The following is a 19,265-nucleotide window of genomic DNA, read 5'->3' as shown; positions in this document are numbered from 1 at the left end:
TTAGGTGCAGCGTCGTGTGTTTCTTGCCGGAGGTAGAGCACTGGATAGGCGATGGGCCCTACCGGGTTACTGACCTTAGCCAAACTCCGAATGCCGGTAAGTGAGAGCGCGGCAGTGAGACTGTGGGGGATAAGCTCCATGGTCGAGAGGGAAACAGCCCAGAGCATCGACTAAGGCCCCTAAGCGTACGCTAAGTGGGAAAGGATGTGGAGTCGCAGAGACAACCAGGAGGTTGGCTTAGAAGCAGCCACCCTTGAAAGAGTGCGTAATAGCTCACTGGTCAAGTGATTCCGCGCCGACAATGTAGCGGGGCTCAAGCGTACCGCCGAAGTCGTGTCATTCCAGCATGAGGGCCAACGCCCGCTGGGATGGGTAGGGGAGCGTCGTGTGCCGGGTGAAGCCGCCGCGTAAGCGAGTGGTGGACGGTACACGAGTGAGAATGCAGGCATGAGTAGCGATACACACGTGAGAAACGTGTGCGCCGATTGACTAAGGGTTCCTGGGTCAAGCTGATCTGCCCAGGGTAAGTCGGGACCTAAGGCGAGGCCGACAGGCGTAGTCGATGGACAACCGGTTGATATTCCGGTACCCGCTTTGAAACGCCCAGTATCGAGCCCATTAATGCTAAGGCCGTGAAGCCGTCCTGGATCCTTCGGGTGAAGGGGAGTGGTGGAGCCGCCGGCCCAAGGTGGTAGTAGGTAAGCGATGGGGTGACGCAGGAAGGTAGTCCAGCCCGGGCGGTGGTTGTCCCGGGGTAAGGGTGTAGGCCGTGTGATAGGCAAATCCGTCACACATCAAGGCTGAGACCTGATGCCGAGCCGATTGTGGTGAAGTGGATGATCCTATGCTGTCGAGAAAAGCCTCTAGCGAGTTTCATGGCGGCCCGTACCCTAAACCGACTCAGGTGGTCAGGTAGAGAATACCGAGGCGTTCGGGTGAACTATGGTTAAGGAACTCGGCAAAATGCCCCCGTAACTTCGGGAGAAGGGGGGCCATCACCGGTGATGAGTCTTGCACTCTGAGCTGGGGGTGGCCGCAGAGACCAGCGAGAAGCGACTGTTTACTAAAAACACAGGTCCGTGCGAAGCCGTAAGGCGATGTATACGGACTGACGCCTGCCCGGTGCTGGAACGTTAAGGGGACCGGTTAGTCACATTTCGGTGTGGCGAAGCTGAGAACTTAAGCGCCAGTAAACGGCGGTGGTAACTATAACCATCCTAAGGTAGCGAAATTCCTTGTCGGGTAAGTTCCGACCTGCACGAATGGCGTAACGACTTCTCGACTGTCTCAACCATAGGCCCGGTGAAATTGCACTACGAGTAAAGATGCTCGTTTCGCGCAGCAGGACGGAAAGACCCCGGGACCTTTACTACAGTTTGATATTGGTGTTCGGTTCGGCTTGTGTAGGATAGGTGGGAGACTGTGAACTCTGGACGCCAGTTCAGGGGGAGTCGTCGTTGAAATACCACTCTGGTCGTGCTGGATGTCTAACCTGGGTCCGTGATCCGGATCAGGGACAGTGTCTGATGGGTAGTTTAACTGGGGCGGTTGCCTCCCAAAGGGTAACGGAGGCGCCCAAAGGTTCCCTCAGCCTGGTTGGCAATCAGGTGTTGAGTGTAAGTGCACAAGGGAGCTTGACTGTGAGACCGACGGGTCGAGCAGGGACGAAAGTCGGGACTAGTGATCCGGCGGTGGCTTGTGGAAGCGCCGTCGCTCAACGGATAAAAGGTACCCCGGGGATAACAGGCTGATCTTCCCCAAGAGTCCATATCGACGGGATGGTTTGGCACCTCGATGTCGGCTCGTCGCATCCTGGGGCTGGAGTCGGTCCCAAGGGTTGGGCTGTTCGCCCATTAAAGCGGTACGCGAGCTGGGTTTAGAACGTCGTGAGACAGTTCGGTCCCTATCCGCTGCGCGCGCAGGAGTCTTGAGAAGGGCTGTCCCTAGTACGAGAGGACCGGGACGGACGAACCTCTGGTGTGCCAGTTGTCCTGCCAAGGGCATGGCTGGTTGGCTACGTTCGGAAAGGATAACCGCTGAAAGCATCTAAGCGGGAAGCCTGCTTCGAGATGAGGACTCCCACCTCCTTGAGAGGGTAAGGCTCCCAGTAGACGACTGGGTTGATAGGCCAGATGTGGAAGCCGGGCAACCGGTGAAGCTGACTGGTACTAATAGGCCGAGGGCTTGTCCTCAGTTGCTCGCGTCCACTGTGTCAGTTCTGAAGTAACGAACTGTCGAGCCCCCATGGCCGGGGCTCCGGATCGATATCTTCATAGAGTTTCGGTGGTCATTGCGTTAGGGAAACGCCCGGTTACATTCCGAACCCGGAAGCTAAGCCTTTCAGCGCCGATGGTACTGCAGGGGGGACCCTGTGGGAGAGTAGGACGCCGCCGAACAATCTTTGTGGGAAAGCCCCGCACCATTTTGGTGCGGGGCTTTTCTGCGTTTAGGGTCCAAGCATGCGCTACGACCTTGTGATCTTCGACAACGACGGTGTGCTCGTCGACAGCGAGCCCATCTCCAACGCCATCCTGGCCGGCTACCTCACCGAGCTCGGGCACCCCACCTCGTACGAAGAGTCCATTCGTGACTACATGGGGGCCGCTGTGCACCGGGTACACGATCTGGTGAAGGAGCGGACCGGGCAGTCGTTGCCCGTGGACTTCGACGACACTCTGCATGCTCGCGTCTTTGCCGCCTTCGAGCGTGAGTTGACCGCCGTGGACGGCGTGACAGAGGTGCTGGAGAAGCTGGTCGCGGACGGGGTGTCGTACTGCGTCGCGTCGTCCGGGAGTCATGCGCGGATCCGGGTCGGGCACCGGAGGACCGGTCTTGACCGGTGGTTCGAGGACGGGACGGTCTTCAGTGCGCAGGATGTGGGGCGGGGGAAGCCGGCGCCGGATCTGTTTCTGCATGCAGCCGAGCGGATGGGGGTCGCACCGGAGCGGTGTGTGGTTGTGGAGGACAGTCCCCTCGGGGTGGCGGCGGCCAGGGCGGCCGGGATGGATGTGTACGCGTTCACTGCGATGACGCTGGCCGGGAAGCTGGACGGGGCCAAGGGGTACTTCGGGGCCATGGCGGAGTTGCCCGCATTGCTTGCGTGATCTATCTACCCATGAGTATTTGAGCGGCCTACGCTGTGCGGCCATGACAGATGCGCGGTTGCGGCATGGTCGGGCCTCCTTGGCGTTGAGTTTCTTCGCGCAGGGAGTGGCCTTCGCGCTGCTCGTGACGCGTATCCCCGCCATCCAGGACCGGTACGGGATATCTGACGGGCTGCTGCCCGCGTTTCTGGCGGCCGTGCCCGTACTCGCCGGGGTGGCGAGTGTGGTCACCGAGCGGCTGGTGAAGCGGGTCGCGCCGAGTGTCGTACTGCGTTGGGCCCAGCCGCTCGTGGTGCTGGCGCTGCTCGGGGTCGCGGCCGGGAGCGAAATATGGCAGGTGGCGCTCGCGCTGGGAGCGTTCGGGCTGGCGGTGGGGGCGCTGGATGCGTCCATGAACATGCTCGGGGTGAGCCTGCAGCGGGCGTACGGGCGGAGCATCATGCTCGGTTTCCACGCGGCGTACAGCCTGGGTGGGATCGCCGGGGCCTCCTTCGCGTGGGTCGGGGCGCACTGGGATCTGTCGCTGCTCGTGTCGTATCTGCCGGTGGCCGGCGTGCTGTTGCCGGCGGCGCTGGTCGGAAGCCGGTGGTACGCGGACGGGGAGCGGGGTGGGGAGCGCGCTGGGGAAGCGGCGCGGAAAGGGGCCCTGGAGGGGCAGGGGGTCGCCTTCAGGCTGCTGCTGCCGCTCTGTCTGGTCATGACCTTCGCGTACATCGGGGACTCGACCGTCTCGAATTGGAGCGCGAAGTATCTGCAGGACGTGCTGGGGAGCTCGGAGGAGCTCGCGACCGTTCCGTACAACGCCTATATGGTCACGACGCTGCTCGGGCGGGCCGTCGGGGATCTTGGGGTGCGGCGGTTCGGGGCGGTCGCGGTTGTGCGGTGCGGAACCGTGCTCGCGGCGGCCGGGTTCGGGGTGGTGGCCGTGGCGCCGGGAGCCTGGGTGGGGATTCTCGGGTTCACCATGCTGGGGCTCGGGTTGTGTGTGATCGTGCCGCAGACGTTCGCGGCGGCGGGGCGGCTGGCTGTGGAGAGCGGCGGTCCTGGGGCGAGTGATGCGGCTGTGGCGCGGCTGAATGTCTTCAACTACGTGGGGTTTCTGGTCGGCTCGCCGCTTGTGGGGGCCCTCGGGGATGTGTGGAGCTATCGCTGGGCGATGGTCGTGCCGATGGTGTTGGTGCTTGTGACGTTGCGGTATGCCCGTTCGTTCGAGATGCAACAAGCCGGATACGGTGTCGGGCATGAGCGGCCGCGGGTTGTTGATGTGGGACGAGGCGGTAACGAAGTATGACTTCGGGAACGGCCATCCGATGGATCCGGTGCGGCTTGCGCTGACCATGGAGTTGGTGCGGGCGTACGGGCTTGATCGTGCCCTGGATGTGGTGGCCGCGAAGCCGGCCGGGGACTCGACGCTCCGGCTCGTACACCGCGAGGACTACGTGGCGGCGGTGCGGGCGGCGTCGGCGGATCCGCGGGCTGCGGACCAGGCGTACGGGCTGGGGACGATGGACGACCCGGCGTTCGTGGGGATGCATGAGGCGTCGGCGCTGATCGCGGGGCAGTCGGTGGGGGCGGCGGAGGCGGTGTGGCGCGGGGAGGCGACGCATGCGGTGAACTTCGCGGGCGGGCTGCACCATGCGATGCCGGGTTCGGCGGCAGGGTTCTGCATCTACAACGACGCGTCGCTGGCCATTGCCCGGCTGCTGGAGCTGGGGGCGGAGCGGGTCGCGTATGTGGATGTCGATGTGCATCACGGCGATGGGGTGCAGGCGACGTTCTGGGACGACCCGCGGGTGCTGACCGTGTCGCTGCATGAGCATCCGCGGACGCTCTTTCCGGGGACGGGGTGGCCCGAGGAGACGGGGGCGCCGGGTGCGGCCGAGGGCAGTGCGGTGAATCTGGCGCTGTCGGCCGGGACGGGGGACGCGGGGTGGCTGCGGGCGTTTCACGCGGTGGTGCCGGAGTTGCTGGCGGACTTCCGGCCGCAGGTGCTGGTGACGCAGCACGGGGCCGATACGCACTTCGACGATCCGCTGGCGCATCTGGCCGTGTCGTTGGATGCGCAGCGGGTGGTGCAGGCCTCTTGTCACGCGTTGGCGCATGAGTACGTGGACGGGGGGCGCTGGGTCGCCCTGGGGGGCGGCGGGTACGAAGTGGTGGAAGTGGTGCCGCGGTCGTGGACGCACTTGGTGGGGATCGCGGGGCACGCGCCGGTGGAGCCGGAGTCTGTGATTCCGTCGTCGTGGCGGGATGCGGTGTATGCGCGGACGCGGCGGGTGGCGCCGGGGCGGATGACGGATGGGCTGGATCCGGTGTGGCGGGGGTGGGAGGAAGGGTACGACCCGGCGGATCGGGTTGATCAGGCGGTGCTGGCCACGCGGCGGGCGGTGTTTCCGCTGCGGGGGTTGCTGGCGTAGGGGGCGCGGTACGGGTACCGGGGGTCCGCGGGGCGGGCCCCCGGCGGCGGGGTCCGCGGTGCGGGTCCCGGGTCCTGGTTGCCGGCGTCTGTGCGGAAAGGGCGTCTGTGCGGCGCGGGCGTCTGCGCGGTGTGGGCGGGTGCCGCTGCGCGGGGCGTTTCCCCGCCCCACACCATCCCGCCCAGTCCCGAACCGGGGCTCCGCCCCGGACCCGGGGGGTTGACCCCACCCGCCCGCCCTTGATCCCCACGCCCCTGGCGGTGCGGGCGTTCGCGGTGTGGGCGGCTGCCGCTGTGCGGGGTGCCCAGTGCCGTTACGCCAACTGTGCGGCGTATCCAGCCTTTTGACCCGTCGGATCAGAGCCGTGCGGGAGCATCAGCAGAGTGTTGAGTACCGGAGCGTTACGTGCGCATCTCCTGGCTGCACGGCTGGCCGGGCCCGTGGCCACGTCGCGTGAGGAGAGTCTGCGCAGCTATCGCCTCTTCGCCGCCAGGGATCCCCGCGTCACCCTCGGGCTCGATCCCGAATGGGACTGGGGCGAGCGGGACTTGATCGCGCTGATGGCTGACAAGTGCGGTGTCTCGGACGACCCCCACCACACCGCAGGGCCCGATGTCATCGATCCGGAGCGGACGTTGAGCGGGCTCGTCGCGTTTGCCGAGCGGCTTGGGGAGGTGGCCGCGCGGCGGGGTGCCGTGCTGTTCGGGACCGGGCATCCGCATCGGCTGCTCGGGTTCTACGCCGGGCTGGCAGACGCTTTGTCGGCGGCGGGGTGTCTTGTACTCACACCCGCGAAGGGGCGATGTGTCGACATAACGACCCGGTTCGGCGTACGCACGTACAACCTTGAGTACGCACGAGGAGTCGCGCTGATGCGGGAACCCGGCGCACAGGGCGCCGGCAGTGGGACCGGCGCACACACCCACTCACCGCTCCCGGTTCGGGCCGCCCTGGAGAGCGTCGCGGAGTGCGGAGGGCCGCTGCCCGAGCTGGTCGTCGGGGACCACGGCTGGGTCTGCGGGGCAGGTCAGCTGGGGATTGAGGCCATCGGTCTGGCTGATACGGACGATCCCGCGCTGTTCGTCGGCGAGGCCGAGGGGCGGGTGTCCGTAGCCGTTCCGCTTGATGACGCTGTGCGGTCTGATTACTACCGACCGCTTACTCGCTATGTACTCAATCGAGCGTGTCTGTCACAGTAGGCGGCCGATGGCTGCTCCTCTTCCCCACTCGCATCACCCGCCCCTAGTCTGGGGAGTGAGCGCACAGCGACGAAGAGTCACCGGAGGGGAAGCCGGTGTGCGTCATGTGCGGAAGGTACAGGTGGGTCATGGCTGCTGGCAGCGAGAGGCCTCTCAACGAGGTCAAGTTCCTTACCGTGGCGGAAGTCGCCTCGGTGATGCGAGTGTCGAAGATGACCGTGTACCGCTTGGTGCACAGCGGTCATCTGCCGGCGATCCGGGTGGGCAGGTCCTTCCGGGTTCCGGAGCAAGCGGTTCACGAGTACCTCCGCGAATCCTTCGTGGGGGTGGAATCCGCGTAGTCGGAGCCGGCCGGTTCCCCTCGGATTACGTCCCTCACTCGGCGGCAGGTAGGCTAGGCCGACGTAGGTCGTGTGGGCCCAGACGCCCCGCACCGAGTGAAGAGAAGTGAGCGAGGGTAGTCGTGGGCTCTGTTATCAAGAAGCGGCGCAAGCGGATGGCGAAGAAGAAGCACCGCAAGCTGCTCAAGCGCACCCGCGTTCAGCGTCGTAACAAGAAGTAAGCGACAGGCTGTACGTGTCGCCGCGGCCCTTCCACCAGCACGGTGGGAGGGCCGCGGTGTTGTGGTGGCCTATTTTTGCGTCCATTTCTGCGACGCCGGCAAAAGTGCGCCGCGCGGTCATCACAGCGCAACACCGAACCGCTACGGTGACGCGTAAAGGTGGACCTAGGCGGACCTATGGGAAGGCGCTGGTCTTGGGGAAGGTCGTGCTCGTCACCGGAGTGGCCCGGCAGCTCGGAGGCCGTCTCGTACGGCGAATCCAGCGGGATCCCGAGGTGGACCGGGTGATCGGCGTCGACGCGGTGGGGCCCCAGCATCATCTGGGCGGGGCCGACTTCGTCCGCGCGGACATCCGCCAGCCCGCGATAGCGCGGGTGCTGGCCGAGTATGCCGTCGACACCGTCGTGCACATGGACGTCACGGGTACGCCGCTCGGCGCCGGCGGCCGTACGACGGTCAAGGAGACCAACGTCATCGGCACCATGCAGCTGCTCGGCGCCTGCCAGAAGTCGCCGACCGTCAAGCGGCTGGTGATCAAGTCCAGTACGAGCGTGTACGGCTCCGCGCCCCGCGACCCCGCCGTCTTCACCGAGACCACCCCGCCCAAGTCCCTGCCGAGCGGCGGCTTCGCGAAGGACGCGGTGGAGGTCGAGGGATACGTACGCGGCTTCGCCCGGCGGCGGCCCGACGTCGCGGTGTGCGTGCTGCGCTTCGCGAACATCCTCGGGCCGTGCGCGGACTCCCCGCTCGCCGAGTTCTTCTCGCTGCCCGTCATGCCGACCGTCTTCGGCTACGACCCGCGGCTGCAGTTCGTCCACGAGGACGATGTGATCGACGTTCTGCGGATCGCCTTGCACGAGCCGCGGCGCGGGACGCTCAACAGCGGCACGTTCAATGTCGCGGGCGACGGCGTGCTGCTTCTCTCGCAGTGCTCACGGCGGCTGGGGCGGCCGACGATGCCGGTGCTGCTGCCCGCCGTCACCTGGGTCGGCTCCGCGCTGCGTACGGTCGGCGTCACGGACTTCTCGCCCGAGCAGATCCGGCTGCTCACGCACGGCCGGGTGGTGAGCACATCGCAGATGCGCGAAACACTGGGCTTCGACCCGAAGTACACGACCGCGGAGGCCTTTGCGGACTTCGCCCGCAGCCGGGGTCCGGGGCTGCTGCCGCCGGAGACCCTCGCGAGGGCGGTGGACCAGGTGGCGGCGGCGCTGCCTTTCGTGGGCGGTGTGCATGCCCGTACGACAGCCGGGCAGATGGCTGCCACCACCCAGACCACCCAGACCACCCAGACCACCAAGACGACTCAGAGCGACGCCGAATAAGGAGCGCAGCCAACGATGGCGGACGCCAAGGTCATTCCGTTCGACGACGACCGTTCGCGCGGCAGCGCGCAGCGATCGGCGCGGCGGCGCCCCGCAGGGGGCAGTCGCCGGAAGGCCGAGCCCGCGGCCGTACGCGAGGTTCCGGTCAGCCCCGTGCCTGCGCAGGGGGTGGTGCGGGCTGCTGAATCGATTGGCCAGGAGCCCCCGGCGGTCCAGGAGCGGGTGGGCGGGAGCGCCGGCTGGGAGCGGCGGATCGCGGGCGGTCTTGCGTTCCTGCGTCGGCGGGTCACCGGTGACTACGAGGTCGACGAGTTCGGTTACGACAAGGAGCTCACCGACCAGGTCCTGATGTCGATGGTCCGGCCGCTGTACGAGAAGTACTTCCGGGTCGAAGTGAAGGGCGTCGAGAACATCCCGTCCGACGGCGGGGCGCTGGTGGTGGCGAACCACTCGGGGACGCTGCCGCTGGACGGGCTGATGATGCAGGTCGCCGTCCACGATAACCATCCGGCGGGCCGCCATCTGCGGCTGCTCGCCGCGGACTTGGTGTTCATGCTGCCGGTGGTCAACGAGCTGGCCCGCAAGGCCGGTCACACCCTGGCGTGCTCTGAGGACGCGGAGCGGCTGCTCCAGCGCGGCGAGGTGGTCGGGGTGATGCCGGAGGGCTTCAAGGGCATCGGCAAGCCGTTCAGCGACCGCTACAAGCTTCAGCGGTTCGGGCGCGGCGGCTTTGTGTCGACGGCGCTGCGGGCGGGGGCGCCGATTGTGCCGTGCTCGATCGTCGGGGCGGAGGAGATCTACCCGATGCTCGGCAACGCGAAGACGCTGGCGCGGCTGCTGGGCTTCCCGTACTTCCCGATCACGCCGACGTTCCCATGGCTTGGGCCGCTGGGTGCGGTGCCGCTGCCGACGAAGTGGACGATCCAGTTCGGCGAGCCGATCCCGACGGACGGGTATCCGCCGGAGGCGGCGGAGGATCCGATGCTGATGTTCAACCTGACGGATCAGGTGCGGGAGCAGATCCAGCACACGCTGTACAAGTTGCTCGTGCAGCGCCGCTCGGTGTTCTTCTGAGACCTGTTCCTCCGAGACCTTTTCCTCCGAGACCTGTTCTTCTGAGACACGGGTGAGGGCGACTGCTCCTTCTGGGAGCAGCCGCCCTCACCCATGTACCGACGTACTTACTGGTCGTCCTCGCTGTCGAAGCCAAGCCCGGGCAGGATCCCCGGCAGCAGCGGCGGGATCGTGACATCCGGCTGCGGCGGCGTGGAGTTCTTGCCGGACGGGTACGGTGACGCGCCGTTCGCCGGGGTCTCGAACAGGCCGCCCGTGTTCCCGCCGAGCAGGCCCTCGGCCGCCGTGGTGCCCGAACCGGACGGGTGCGGCCGGCCGACCTCGCCGGGGCGGTTGTCGCTGGTGCCGCTTGCGGACGGTGTCGTAAGCCCAGGGCCCGAGGTCCTGCCGGAGTCCTGCGTGGCCGAGCCGGACTGCTGGGAGCCGCGGCCCTTCTCCGGGGCCCGGGGCAGCAGCGACTCCAGCGGGCCGACCTCCTGGTCTATGGCGTCGAAGACGGAGTTCACCTCGTCGCCCACGTCGGTCAGCTGGACCGGCAGCCGGTCGCGGAGCCCGTTCCACGCGTCGCGGTGCGACCGGGAGAACGAATTGAGCGTCGCCATCGGGCCGAGTGATCCGTCCCGTTCGTACGCCGCGCTCAGCAGGCGGTGTCCCTCGCTGGCGTCGTGCCGCATGCCGTTGAGCGCTCGGCGGACCTCGCCGAGCGACTCGTGGTCCATGTCGCCCGCCCGGCCGCGCTCCATGAGGCGGCGGGCCTCGCTGAGGCGGTTGGATGCCTGGTCGAGGTAGAGCTCGCCGCGGTCGGAGTCGTCGTCCGCCATGCCGAGCTTGAAATCTTCCATGCCACGCTTCAGCCCGTACAGCGAGTCACCTGGAAGAGCCTCGGAACTGGCAGCGGCCACTCCGCTGAAGGCCCCCGCGGCGACGCCTACGGTGAGACCGCCGGCTGCGATCCCCTTCGTCCAGCGCGAGCGCGGGCGCAATTTCCGGAGCCGGGAGGCCCGATGGGCGCCTCGGCCGGTGGTCCGTTGCCCGGGCACCGTAGAGCCCTCGGACGCACCTCCCGAGGCGAACATCTCTTCCATGGCAGCCACGAGCTGTGCTCGCTGCACCACCTTGACCTCGGGGTCCAGCTCCGGCTTCGGCAGCTCGCCGAGACCGTTCGCCAGGGCCAACAGCCGTCCGTGCTCGGTCGGTTCGACCGATTCCGTGGGCTGCTCGGCCGCCTGGTCTTCCAAGGCCTGGGCGAAGGCGTTCGCCCGCCGGTGCGCCGAAACTTGTCCGATCACTGGCGGCACCTCCTCTCGTCATGACGATCGACTCCCCTGGGGGTCCGGAAGGTTGCACGCCTTGAGCACATCCACACGATCGAGTGAGTGGCTGTGGGCATGGCGTGACCACAGGGAGCCTGCATCCCGCACAACGAGCGTCGCGGCACTTGGGTTACGCGCGAAAGATGATCGGACCAGTGCGTCATCAAGCCGTCACGGATTGTGAGTTGGAGGGGTCAGCGGGCGTCGTCGGGGAGGAGCCGGGCCAGGGTGCGCACCGCCCGGTACTGGAGGGTCTTGATCGCGCCCTCGTTCTTGCCCATCACCCTGGCCGTCTCGGCGACCGAGAGGCCTTGCAGGAAGCGCAGGGTCACGCACTCCTGCTGCTGAGGGTTGAGCTTGCGGACCGCTTCCAGCAGCGCGGCGTTCGACAGGGATTCCAGGACGGAGTCTTCGGGGCTGCGTTCGACCTCGTTGGCGTCGAGCATTTCGCCTGTGGTCACTTCCAGCCGGAAGCGGCTGGACTTGAAGTGGTCGGCCACCAGATTGCGGGCGATCGTGACCAGCCAGGCGCCGAAGTCGCGGCCCTGCCAGGTGAAGGTGGAGATACGGCGCAGGGCGCGCAGGAAGGTCTCGCTGGTGAGGTCCTCCGCCGTCGCCTTGCCGCCAACGCGGTAGTAGATATAGCGGTAGACGGTGTCGCTGTACTGGTCGTAGAGACGGCCGAAAGCGTCGGCCTCGCCCGCCTGGGCGCGCTCGACCAGGTCCATCATGCGGGCGCTGTCGCTGTCGGCGCTGGGCCGGCGGGCGGTGGTCGAGGCGCCGGAGCCGCCCCGGCTGCCCCGTCTGCCGACGTCCCGCCCGCCGCCCGACCTCCGCCCCTCAACGACGGCGCTGCGCCCCGGCACCTTCTCGATGCCGTCGGCCAGGGCGTAGCAGGGGGCGGCAGGGCCGCTTACGGCAAGGCGGGGCGTGGCGAATGCGGGGACGGCGTACGCGGTGGGGACGAAGCCGCGCATGTGGTCGAGGACCGTTGCGCGCAGCGTAGCCAGGCCCGAGGCGTCAACCCCGACGTGTGGGTACACGGGACTCCCAGAGGCAGAGCTTCCATCACGTGCAGTGCGGGATCATTCACCCGTCGTGATGACTGGTGGGATCCGTCATGCGTCTGAGGAGAATAACGCTTCGTACAGGCAGTGCTACACCCAGTTGCCCAAATCGTCGTTTCCGTCGCTTCTCTTACGCCTCTGCGACGCATCAACTAACACTTTGTGAGCGCTTGTTGATCGAATTGCGTCGCGATCTGTCTTGTCGCGCGGTGAGTTGTGCCCGGTCGGCGGCATCAGGACTGGCCGGGGGCCTGCCCGGGTAAAGGGCCCGGATTGGCCCTCGGCGCGTCGTCCGCCTCGGCGGCGGCCGATGGGTCAGCGGCCGAGGGGTCAGCGGCGGGTAAGCGCCGGAGGGTCGTCAGCGGCGGGTCAGCGCCGGCGGCGGTGCAGGGCGACCGCGGCGGCCGTCCCGCCCGCGATGGCGCCCACGCCGGCCGCGGCCGGGATGCCGACCTTCGCGGCCTTGCGGCCCGTCCGGTAGTCACGCAGCCGCCATTCGCGCGCACGTGCGTGCTTGCGGAGTTTGGTGTCCGGGTTGATGGCGTACGGATGCCCCACCAGCGAAAGCATCGGGATGTCGTTGTGCGAGTCGCTGTACGCCGCGCAGCGGGTCAGGTCCAGGCCCTCGGCGGCGGCCAGCGCGCGCACGGCCTCGGCCTTGGCGGGGCCGTGCAGCGGCTCACCCACCAGCTTGCCGGTGTACACGCCGTCCACCGACTCGGCGACGGTGCCCAGCGCTCCGGTCAGGCCGAGGCGGCGGGCGATGATCGTCGCGGTCTCCACCGGAGCCGCGGTCACCAGCCAGACCTTCTGGCCCGCGTCGAGGTGCGCCTGGGCGAGGGCGCGGGTGCCGGGCCAGATGCGGTCGGCCATGTACTCGTCGTAGATCTCCTCGCCGATGCTCATCAGCTCGGAGACGCGGTGGCCCTTGACGATGGACAGGGCGGACTCGCGGACGTCCTGCATATGCTCCGGGTCCTCGACGCCGGCGAGCCTGAACCACGTCTGCTGCCAGGCGAACCGGGCCAGTTCGCGGCGCTGGAAGAACTTCCGCTTGTACAGGCCGCGGCCGAAGTGAAAGATCGCGGCGCCCTGCATCACGGTGTTGTCGAGGTCGAAGAAGGCTGCGGCCCGGTCGTCCCCGGTGACGGGGAACTCCGGTTCGCCGGCCGGGGCAGTGCCGTCCCGCGCCTCGAGTGCATCGAGCGCCTCGAGTTGCTGCGACGACTTACGCGCTGCCTCGGCTGCTGCCTCGCCTGCGAGCACGCTCCGCGCGGTGGCGGAGCGTCTACGGGGGGTGAGCCATCCCAATGCGGCCATGTCGTGAGCATAGCCAGTCCGTTCGGCACTTCCCGACACGCCGGGATGCCATGGCGTGAACTCTCCGCGACCGCTCTGTTAAACGGGTGATTCCGTACGTACGGGACTGGGCGTCGCATCGCGCGGGCGCGGGCGGAGAATGGCTGCATGAGTCCTGTGTTGCGGCGTACGAAGAAGAAGGCCGACGAGCGCGTGGTGACGCTGATCGGGAAGCCGGGGTGTCACCTCTGTGACGACGCGCGGGTCGTGATCGAGGAGGTGTGCACCGAGGCGGGTGCGTCCTGGGAGGAGAAGGACATCACTCAGGACGAGGCGCTGCACCGGGCGTACTGGGAGCAGATTCCGGTTGTCCTGGTCGACGGGGAGCAGCACACCTTCTGGCGTGTCGACGCCGGGCGGCTGCGCCGCGCGCTGGGGGCGTAACCGGAAAGTTCGTCACCATCATGGCTGTTTTGCTGGGATTTCTCCGGCGGACCCGGCTCTATCGGGACGCGATGGGGACAGGGCACAGTGGGCTGCCTCGGGGGCGTATTCGTAAGGAGCGTGTGCGGCTTTGTCCCCTTCGCGTCTCGAACGGACGGGTCCGGTTCGTGGTTCCTGGGTCGCGCGCCCGAATCGCGTGACCCCGGTCACTTTGCACGGACAAAACGGACACCATCTTTGTGCACGCGTTCACAAAGACATAGCCTGCATTCGACGGGGCGGTCCCTGGACATACGACCGCCTAGAGCTTCGCTCATCCCGCAGGAGCACCGTGGCAACTGGCCGAAATCACCGACCGGCGACCCGTAGCCGAGGAATCCCCGAGGCCACCGTCGCCCGGCTTCCGCTGTACCTGCGCGCCCTGACCGCGCTGTCCGAGCGGTCCGTGCCCACTGTCTCGTCCGAGGAACTCGCGGCCGCGGCCGGGGTCAACTCCGCGAAGCTGCGCAAGGACTTCTCCTACCTCGGCTCCTACGGGACGCGGGGCGTCGGCTACGACGTGGAATACCTCGTCTACCAGATCTCCCGCGAGCTGGGCCTGACCCAGGACTGGCCCGTCGTCATCGTCGGCATCGGTAACCTCGGCGCCGCGCTCGCCAACTACGGCGGGTTCGCCTCGCGCGGCTTCCGGGTCGCCGCGCTGATCGACGCGGACCCCACGATGGCCGGGAAGCCGGTCGCCGGGATGCCCGTCCAGCACACCGATGAGCTCGAGAAGATCATCAGCGACAACGGAGTGTCGATCGGCGTCATCTCGACGCCTGCCGGCGCGGCGCAGCAGGTGTGCGAACGCCTGATCGCGGCCGGCGTCACCTCCATCCTCAACTTCGCCCCCACCGTCCTCTCCGTGCCCGACGGCGTGGATGTGCGCAAGGTCGACCTCTCGATCGAGCTGCAGATCCTCGCCTTCCACGAGCAGCGGAAGGCCGGCGAGGAGGCCGAGGCCGCGGCAGGCCGGAAGGGACCGGACGGGGACATGCCCGCCGTGATGCCGGCATGAGCCTTCTGGTCGTCGGACTGAGTCACCGCAGTGCGCCGGTGAGCGTGCTGGAGCGTGCCTCGCTGGCTGCGGACACGCAGGTCAAGCTGCTCCAGGACACGCTGGCCGCGGAGCCTGCGGCGGAGGCCGCGGTGCTTGCCACGTGCAACCGCATCGAGCTGTACGCGGACGTGGACAAGTTCCACGCGGGTGTCGCCGAGCTGTCGACGCTGCTGGCGCAGCACAGCGGGGTCGGGCTCGAGGAGCTCACTCCGTATCTCTATGTGCACTACGAGGACCGGGCCGTCCACCACCTCTTCTCGGTGGCGTGCGGGCTCGACTCCATGGTCGTCGGCGAGGGACAGATCCTCGGGCAGATCAAGGACGCGCTCGCGCTCGGGCAGGACTTGCACACCGCGGGCCGGCTGATCAACGACCTCTTCCAGCAGGCTCTGCGCGTCGGCAAGCGTGCGCACAGCGAGACCGGGATCGACCGGGCGGGGCAGTCGCTCGTCACGTTCGGCCTGGAGCAGTTGGCGGACGGCGCGGACGTCGAGGGCTGGGCCGCGGGCAAGCGGGTGCTGGTCATCGGCGCGGGCTCGATGTCCTCGCTGGCCGCGACGACGCTGGCGCGGCTGGGTGTACGTGAACTTGTCATCGCCAACCGGACGCTGGAGCGCGCGGAGCGGCTGGCCGCGGTGCTGAACGAGCCGGGCGGCATGACGGTGCGCGCGGTGACGATGGCCTCCGTTGCCGACGAGCTGACACGTGCCGATGTGGCGGTGTCGTGCACGGGTGCGACGGGGCTGGTCCTGACGGCGGAATCGGTCGCGGCGGCACTCGCGGTCCCGTCCGCCCCACAGACGCGGGACGACCTGCGCGCCCCGGACGGCAGCCTGGTGGCCCGCCTCGCGGCGACGGCGGCGAGGGACGGGCGTATCGCGGACCGCTCGGCCGGTTCTCCAGCCCGTCCGGCGATTGACGACACGCCCGAAGAGCGTGCCGACAGCGAGCTCGCTGAAGGTTGCCCCGTGGGGCTGGACCAGTTGCACGCCGAGGACCTTGCGCAGCACGGGGCCTGGGTCGACAACGCGGACCGGGCCGCGCGCAGCGTCGTCGTAGCGGCCGGCCGGGTGACCCGCACCGCCCGCGTGCGGCTCGCGCTGCTCGATCTGGCCATGCCGCGGGACATCGACGGCGCCGTCCACCGGCTCGCCGGGGTCCGGCTCGTCGACATCGAGTCGCTCGCCGAGGCCTCCGCCGACGCCCCCATGGCCGCCGATGTGGACCAGGTGCGCGGCATAGTCTCCGACGAAGTCGCCGCCTTCGGCGCCGCCCAGCGTGCCGCGCACATCACGCCGACCGTTGTAGCCCTGCGCACCATGGCGGCCGACGTCGTCGCCGGTGAAGTCGCTCGGCTCGAAGGCCGTCTTCCCGACCTGGACGACAAGGAGCGCGCCGAGATCACCCAGACCGTGCGCCGCGTCGTCGACAAGCTCCTGCACGCGCCCACCGTGCGGGTGAAGCAGCTCGCCAGCGAGCCCGGCGGTGCCGGGTACGCGGACGCGCTGCGGACACTCTTCGACCTCGACCCGGAGACGGTCGCCTCCGTCAGCCGGGCCGACATGAATGACGCCGATGTCAAGAACCGAGGGCGAGTATGACCGAGAGGGCCGAAAGGCCACTGAGGCTCGGGACCAGGCGCAGCGCGCTGGCCATGGCCCAGTCCGGGCAAGTGGCTCAGGCGGTGCGTCAGTTGACCGGCCGTGCCGTCGAGCTCGTCGAGATCACCACGTACGGGGACACCTCCCGTGAGGCTCTCGCACAGATCGGCGGTACGGGGGTCTTCGTCACCGCATTGCGGGACGCCCTGCTGCGGGATGAAGTCGACTTCGCCGTTCACTCGCTGAAGGACCTGCCCACCGGGCAGCCCGTCGACCTGACGCTCGCGGCCGTGCCGCCGCGTGAGGACCCGCGGGACGCGCTGGTGGCCCGCGACGGCCTGACCTTCGCCGAGCTGCCGTCCGGCGCTCGCATCGGTACCGGCTCGCCGCGCAGGATGGCGCAGCTGAACGCCTACGCCCGCAGCCACGGCATGGCCATAGAGACCGTGCCGATCCGCGGCAACGTCGACACCCGGATCGGATATGTACGCAGCGGGGAGCTGGACGCCGTGGTGCTTGCCGCGGCCGGGCTCAACCGCCTCGGCAGGACCGACGAGGTCACCGACTTGCTGTCGGTCGACTTCGTCCTGCCCGCCCCCGGCCAGGGGGCCCTGGCGATCGAGTGCGCCGCGGTCAACGCGGACCTCGCCGCCGCACTCGCCGAGCTCGACGACCCGGAGACCCGGGCCGCCGTGACCGCCGAGCGTTCCCTGCTCGCCGCCCTGGAGGCCGGCTGCTCCGCACCTGTGGGTGCGCTGGCCGACCTGCTGGCCGACGGACAGGTTGTCACTGAGATGCGCCTGCGCGGCGTCGTCGGCACGACCGACGGCTCGACGCTGGTGCAGCTGTCCACCACCGGTCCCGTACCCACGTCGCACGGCGACGCCATCGCGCTCGGTCGCGAACTCGCGTCCGAGATGCTCGCCAAGGGTGCGGCCGGTCTTATGGGGGAGCGAGCACTTTGAGCCCCACCGCCAATGCATCCTCGACGTTCTCGGCACACGGGCACGTCACTTTCCTCGGCGCCGGACCCGGCGACCCCGGACTGCTGACTTTGCGCGCCGTCGAGGCGCTCGCGCGCGCCGACGTACTGATCGCCGAGCCGGATGTGCTCGACGTCGTGCGCAGCCATGCGCGAGCGGGTGTAAGCACGCCTGAACTGACGGTTGTTGACGAGGCATCAACAGCCGCCGGGATCCCCGTACTCAGGGATGCGGCCAATCTTGTCATGGAGGCCGCACGGGGCGGCAAGCGGGTCGTACGGGCGGTGACCGGCGACCCGGGCCTGGACACCGACGCAGGTCAGGAGATGCTCGCCTGCGCCGCGGAGGGGATTACCTTCGAGGTCGTGCCGGGTGTCGCCACCGCGGTGGGCGTGCCCGCGTACGCCGGTGTGCCGCTGCGCGACCCGCAGGGTACGGACGTCCGCTTCGTGGACGCCCGTACCGCGAGCGAGCGTTGCTGGACCGAGGTCGGCGCGAGCGACGGCACGGTCGTCGTCTCCACGACGCTGGAGACGGTCGCCGCGGCGGCGGGCGAGCTGGTGGCCGCGGGCCGAAAGCCGGACACCCCGCTGACCGTCACCGTCGCCGGTACGACGACGCGCCAGCGGACGTGGACCGCGACGCTGGGCACGATCGCGCAGACGCTGAAGCAGGCGAAGGTGCTGCCGTCCCCGGAAGGCCACCAGTCCGTCATAGCCGTGGTCGGTGAGCGCAGTGCCGCCGCCCAGCGCGACCAGCTCGCGTGGTTCGAGTCCAAGCCGCTGTTCGGCTGGAAGGTGCTCGTACCGCGGACCAAGGAGCAGGCGGCTTCGCTCTCCGACCAGTTGCGTTCGTACGGCGCTGTGCCGCACGAGGTGCCGACCATCGCGGTCGAACCGCCGCGCACGCCGCAGCAGATGGAGCGCGCGGTCAAGGGCCTGGTGACGGGCCGCTATGAGTGGATCGCCTTCACCTCGGTGAACGCGGTCAAGGCCGTGCGGGAGAAGTTCGAGGAGTACGGGCTCGACGCCCGTGCCTTCGCGGGGATCAAGGTCGCCGCGGTGGGGGAGCAGACGGCCGCCGCGCTGGTCGACTTCGGCGTCAAGCCGGACCTGGTGCCTAGCGGGGAGCAGTCCGCGGCGGGGCTGCTCGAGGACTGGCCGCCGTACGACCCCGTCTTCGACCCGATCGACCGGGTGTTCCTGCCGCGCGCCGACATCGCCACGGAGACGCTGGTCGCCGGGCTGATCGAGCTCGGGTGGGAGGTCGACGACGTCACCGCGTACCGGACGGTGCGGGCGTCGCCGCCGCCGGCGGACACGCGTGAGGCGATCAAGGGCGGTGGGTTCGACGCGGTGCTGTTCACGTCGTCGAGCACGGTGCGGAATCTGGTCGGCATCGCAGGCAAGCCGCACAACGTGACCGTCATCGCGTGTATCGGTCCCGCGACCGCGAAGACCGCGGAGGAGCACGGCCTGCGGGTGGATGTGCTGTCGCCGGAGCCGTCGGTGCACAAGCTGGCGGAGGCGCTGGCGGAGTTCGGCGCGCAGCGGCGGGCGGCGGCGGTGGAGGCGGGGGAGCATGTGACGCGGCCGAGCGAGCGGCGTCCTGGCGGACGGCGCAGACGGACGACGTAGTCCTGGCGGTGCGGTGGGGTGCGGTGCGGGTCGCCTGCGGCGGGCCTGTTCCCCACCCCGACCCTTCCCGTAACTGGGGCTCCGCCCCAGACCCCTGCGCCGGCTGCGCGGCGCGAACTGGGGCTCCGCCCCCGAGCC

Annotated in this window: 16 protein-coding genes and 2 rRNA genes (1 of these 18 cut by a window edge); 15 read left to right on the top strand and 3 right to left on the bottom strand. The window is 68.4% G+C overall.

Translation table 11 applies throughout. The features are described from left to right. From QFZ67_RS16490 to QFZ67_RS16445, 10 genes are all read left to right on the top strand, one after another. Positions 1–2,192: ribosomal RNA gene (locus QFZ67_RS16490) — 23S ribosomal RNA — on the top strand; it begins 931 nt to the left of the window's first position. 87 nt (positions 2,193–2,279) lie between these two features. Next, positions 2,280–2,396 (top strand): 5S ribosomal RNA (gene rrf / locus QFZ67_RS16485). 63 nt (positions 2,397–2,459) lie between these two features. Further along, a complete protein-coding gene (locus QFZ67_RS16480) occupies positions 2,460–3,104 on the top strand; it encodes an HAD family phosphatase (protein WP_307661848.1) in 645 nt (214 codons plus the stop codon). A gap of 43 nt (positions 3,105–3,147) precedes the next feature. Then, the gene (locus QFZ67_RS16475) at positions 3,148–4,395 is read left to right on the top strand and encodes an MFS transporter (protein WP_307661847.1); all 1,248 of its coding nucleotides are present in this window, start codon (positions 3,148–3,150) and stop codon (positions 4,393–4,395) included. Further along, a complete protein-coding gene (locus QFZ67_RS16470; RefSeq protein WP_307661846.1) occupies positions 4,346–5,521 on the top strand; it encodes an acetoin utilization protein AcuC in 1,176 nt (391 codons plus the stop codon). Before QFZ67_RS16475 ends, QFZ67_RS16470 begins: the two co-directional genes overlap by 50 nt. 383 nt (positions 5,522–5,904) lie before the next feature. Continuing rightward, positions 5,905–6,720, top strand: coding sequence for a phosphatase (locus tag QFZ67_RS16465; RefSeq protein ID WP_307661845.1), 816 nt, complete (start codon positions 5,905–5,907; stop codon positions 6,718–6,720). 128 nt (positions 6,721–6,848) lie between these two features. Continuing rightward, on the top strand, positions 6,849–7,061 hold the full coding sequence (locus QFZ67_RS16460) for a helix-turn-helix domain-containing protein (RefSeq protein WP_014046653.1): 213 nt from the start codon (positions 6,849–6,851) through the stop codon (positions 7,059–7,061). 122 nt (positions 7,062–7,183) lie between these two features. Next, on the top strand, positions 7,184–7,282 hold the full coding sequence (locus QFZ67_RS16455) for a 30S ribosomal protein bS22 (protein WP_003948845.1): 99 nt from the start codon (positions 7,184–7,186) through the stop codon (positions 7,280–7,282). A gap of 194 nt (positions 7,283–7,476) precedes the next feature. Then, complete coding sequence (locus QFZ67_RS16450) at positions 7,477–8,607, top strand: NAD-dependent epimerase/dehydratase family protein (RefSeq protein WP_307661844.1); 1,131 nt, start codon at positions 7,477–7,479, stop codon at positions 8,605–8,607. Between the two features lie 15 nt (positions 8,608–8,622). Next, positions 8,623–9,681, top strand: a complete 1,059-nt coding sequence (locus tag QFZ67_RS16445) for a lysophospholipid acyltransferase family protein (RefSeq protein WP_307661843.1) — start codon at positions 8,623–8,625, stop codon at positions 9,679–9,681. Positions 9,682–9,788: 107 nt separating this feature from the next. Here the strand turns inward: QFZ67_RS16445 and QFZ67_RS16440 are convergent, their stop codons facing one another. The 3 genes from QFZ67_RS16440 to QFZ67_RS16430 form a co-directional block, all read right to left on the bottom strand. After that, positions 9,789–10,970, bottom strand: coding sequence for a DUF5667 domain-containing protein (locus QFZ67_RS16440; protein WP_307661842.1), 1,182 nt, complete (start codon positions 10,968–10,970; stop codon positions 9,789–9,791). A 218-nt stretch (positions 10,971–11,188) separates the two neighbouring features. Beyond that, on the bottom strand, positions 11,189–12,037 hold the full coding sequence (locus QFZ67_RS16435) for an ECF subfamily RNA polymerase sigma factor, BldN family (protein ID WP_307661841.1): 849 nt from the start codon (positions 12,035–12,037) through the stop codon (positions 11,189–11,191). 393 nt (positions 12,038–12,430) lie between these two features. After that, positions 12,431–13,381, bottom strand: coding sequence for an HAD family phosphatase (locus tag QFZ67_RS16430; RefSeq protein WP_307661840.1), 951 nt, complete (start codon positions 13,379–13,381; stop codon positions 12,431–12,433). Positions 13,382–13,528: 147 nt separating this feature from the next. On the opposite strand from QFZ67_RS16430, the gene QFZ67_RS16425 reads away from it, so the two are divergent. The 5 genes from QFZ67_RS16425 to QFZ67_RS16405 all read left to right on the top strand — a co-directional run bounded on the left by QFZ67_RS16425 (position 13,529) and on the right by QFZ67_RS16405 (position 19,127). Beyond that, positions 13,529–13,804, top strand: a complete 276-nt coding sequence (locus QFZ67_RS16425) for a glutaredoxin family protein (RefSeq protein ID WP_307661839.1) — start codon at positions 13,529–13,531, stop codon at positions 13,802–13,804. A gap of 331 nt (positions 13,805–14,135) precedes the next feature. Next, complete coding sequence (locus QFZ67_RS16420; RefSeq protein ID WP_307661838.1) at positions 14,136–14,864, top strand: redox-sensing transcriptional repressor Rex; 729 nt, start codon at positions 14,136–14,138, stop codon at positions 14,862–14,864. Then, complete coding sequence (locus tag QFZ67_RS16415; RefSeq protein WP_307661837.1) at positions 14,861–16,507, top strand: glutamyl-tRNA reductase; 1,647 nt, start codon at positions 14,861–14,863, stop codon at positions 16,505–16,507. Before QFZ67_RS16420 ends, QFZ67_RS16415 begins: the two co-directional genes overlap by 4 nt. Next, complete coding sequence (gene hemC, locus QFZ67_RS16410) at positions 16,504–17,472, top strand: hydroxymethylbilane synthase (RefSeq protein ID WP_307661836.1); 969 nt, start codon at positions 16,504–16,506, stop codon at positions 17,470–17,472. The genes QFZ67_RS16415 and hemC overlap by 4 nt, the downstream gene beginning before the upstream one ends. Then, positions 17,469–19,127 (top strand): uroporphyrinogen-III synthase, encoded by a 1,659-nt coding sequence (locus tag QFZ67_RS16405; RefSeq protein WP_307661835.1) that lies wholly within the window; start codon positions 17,469–17,471, stop codon positions 19,125–19,127. Before hemC ends, QFZ67_RS16405 begins: the two co-directional genes overlap by 4 nt. The last annotated feature ends 138 nt before the right edge of the window (positions 19,128–19,265 follow it).

This window comes from Streptomyces sp. V1I1, from assembly GCF_030817355.1.
Classification (GTDB): Bacteria; Actinomycetota; Actinomycetes; order Streptomycetales; family Streptomycetaceae; genus Streptomyces.
Note: the sequence above shows the minus strand (reverse complement) of the source record. Positions and strands in the feature narration are given on the sequence as shown.

Bases quoted from the DNA above. Each gene is read 5' to 3' on its own strand.
- QFZ67_RS16480 (WP_307661848.1), top strand. From the start codon at position 2,460: ATGCGCTACGACCTTGTGATCTTCGACAACGACGGTGTGCTCGTCGAC.
- QFZ67_RS16475 (WP_307661847.1), top strand. From the start codon at position 3,148: ATGACAGATGCGCGGTTGCGGCATGGTCGGGCCTCCTTGGCGTTGAGT.
- QFZ67_RS16470 (WP_307661846.1), top strand. From the start codon at position 4,346: ATGAGCGGCCGCGGGTTGTTGATGTGGGACGAGGCGGTAACGAAGTAT.
- QFZ67_RS16460 (WP_014046653.1), top strand. From the start codon at position 6,849: ATGGCTGCTGGCAGCGAGAGGCCTCTCAACGAGGTCAAGTTCCTTACC.
- QFZ67_RS16445 (WP_307661843.1), top strand. From the start codon at position 8,623: ATGGCGGACGCCAAGGTCATTCCGTTCGACGACGACCGTTCGCGCGGC.
- QFZ67_RS16430 (WP_307661840.1), bottom strand. From the start codon at position 13,381: ATGGCCGCATTGGGATGGCTCACCCCCCGTAGACGCTCCGCCACCGCG.
- QFZ67_RS16425 (WP_307661839.1), top strand. From the start codon at position 13,529: ATGAGTCCTGTGTTGCGGCGTACGAAGAAGAAGGCCGACGAGCGCGTG.
- QFZ67_RS16415 (WP_307661837.1), top strand. From the start codon at position 14,861: ATGAGCCTTCTGGTCGTCGGACTGAGTCACCGCAGTGCGCCGGTGAGC.
- hemC (WP_307661836.1), top strand. From the start codon at position 16,504: ATGACCGAGAGGGCCGAAAGGCCACTGAGGCTCGGGACCAGGCGCAGC.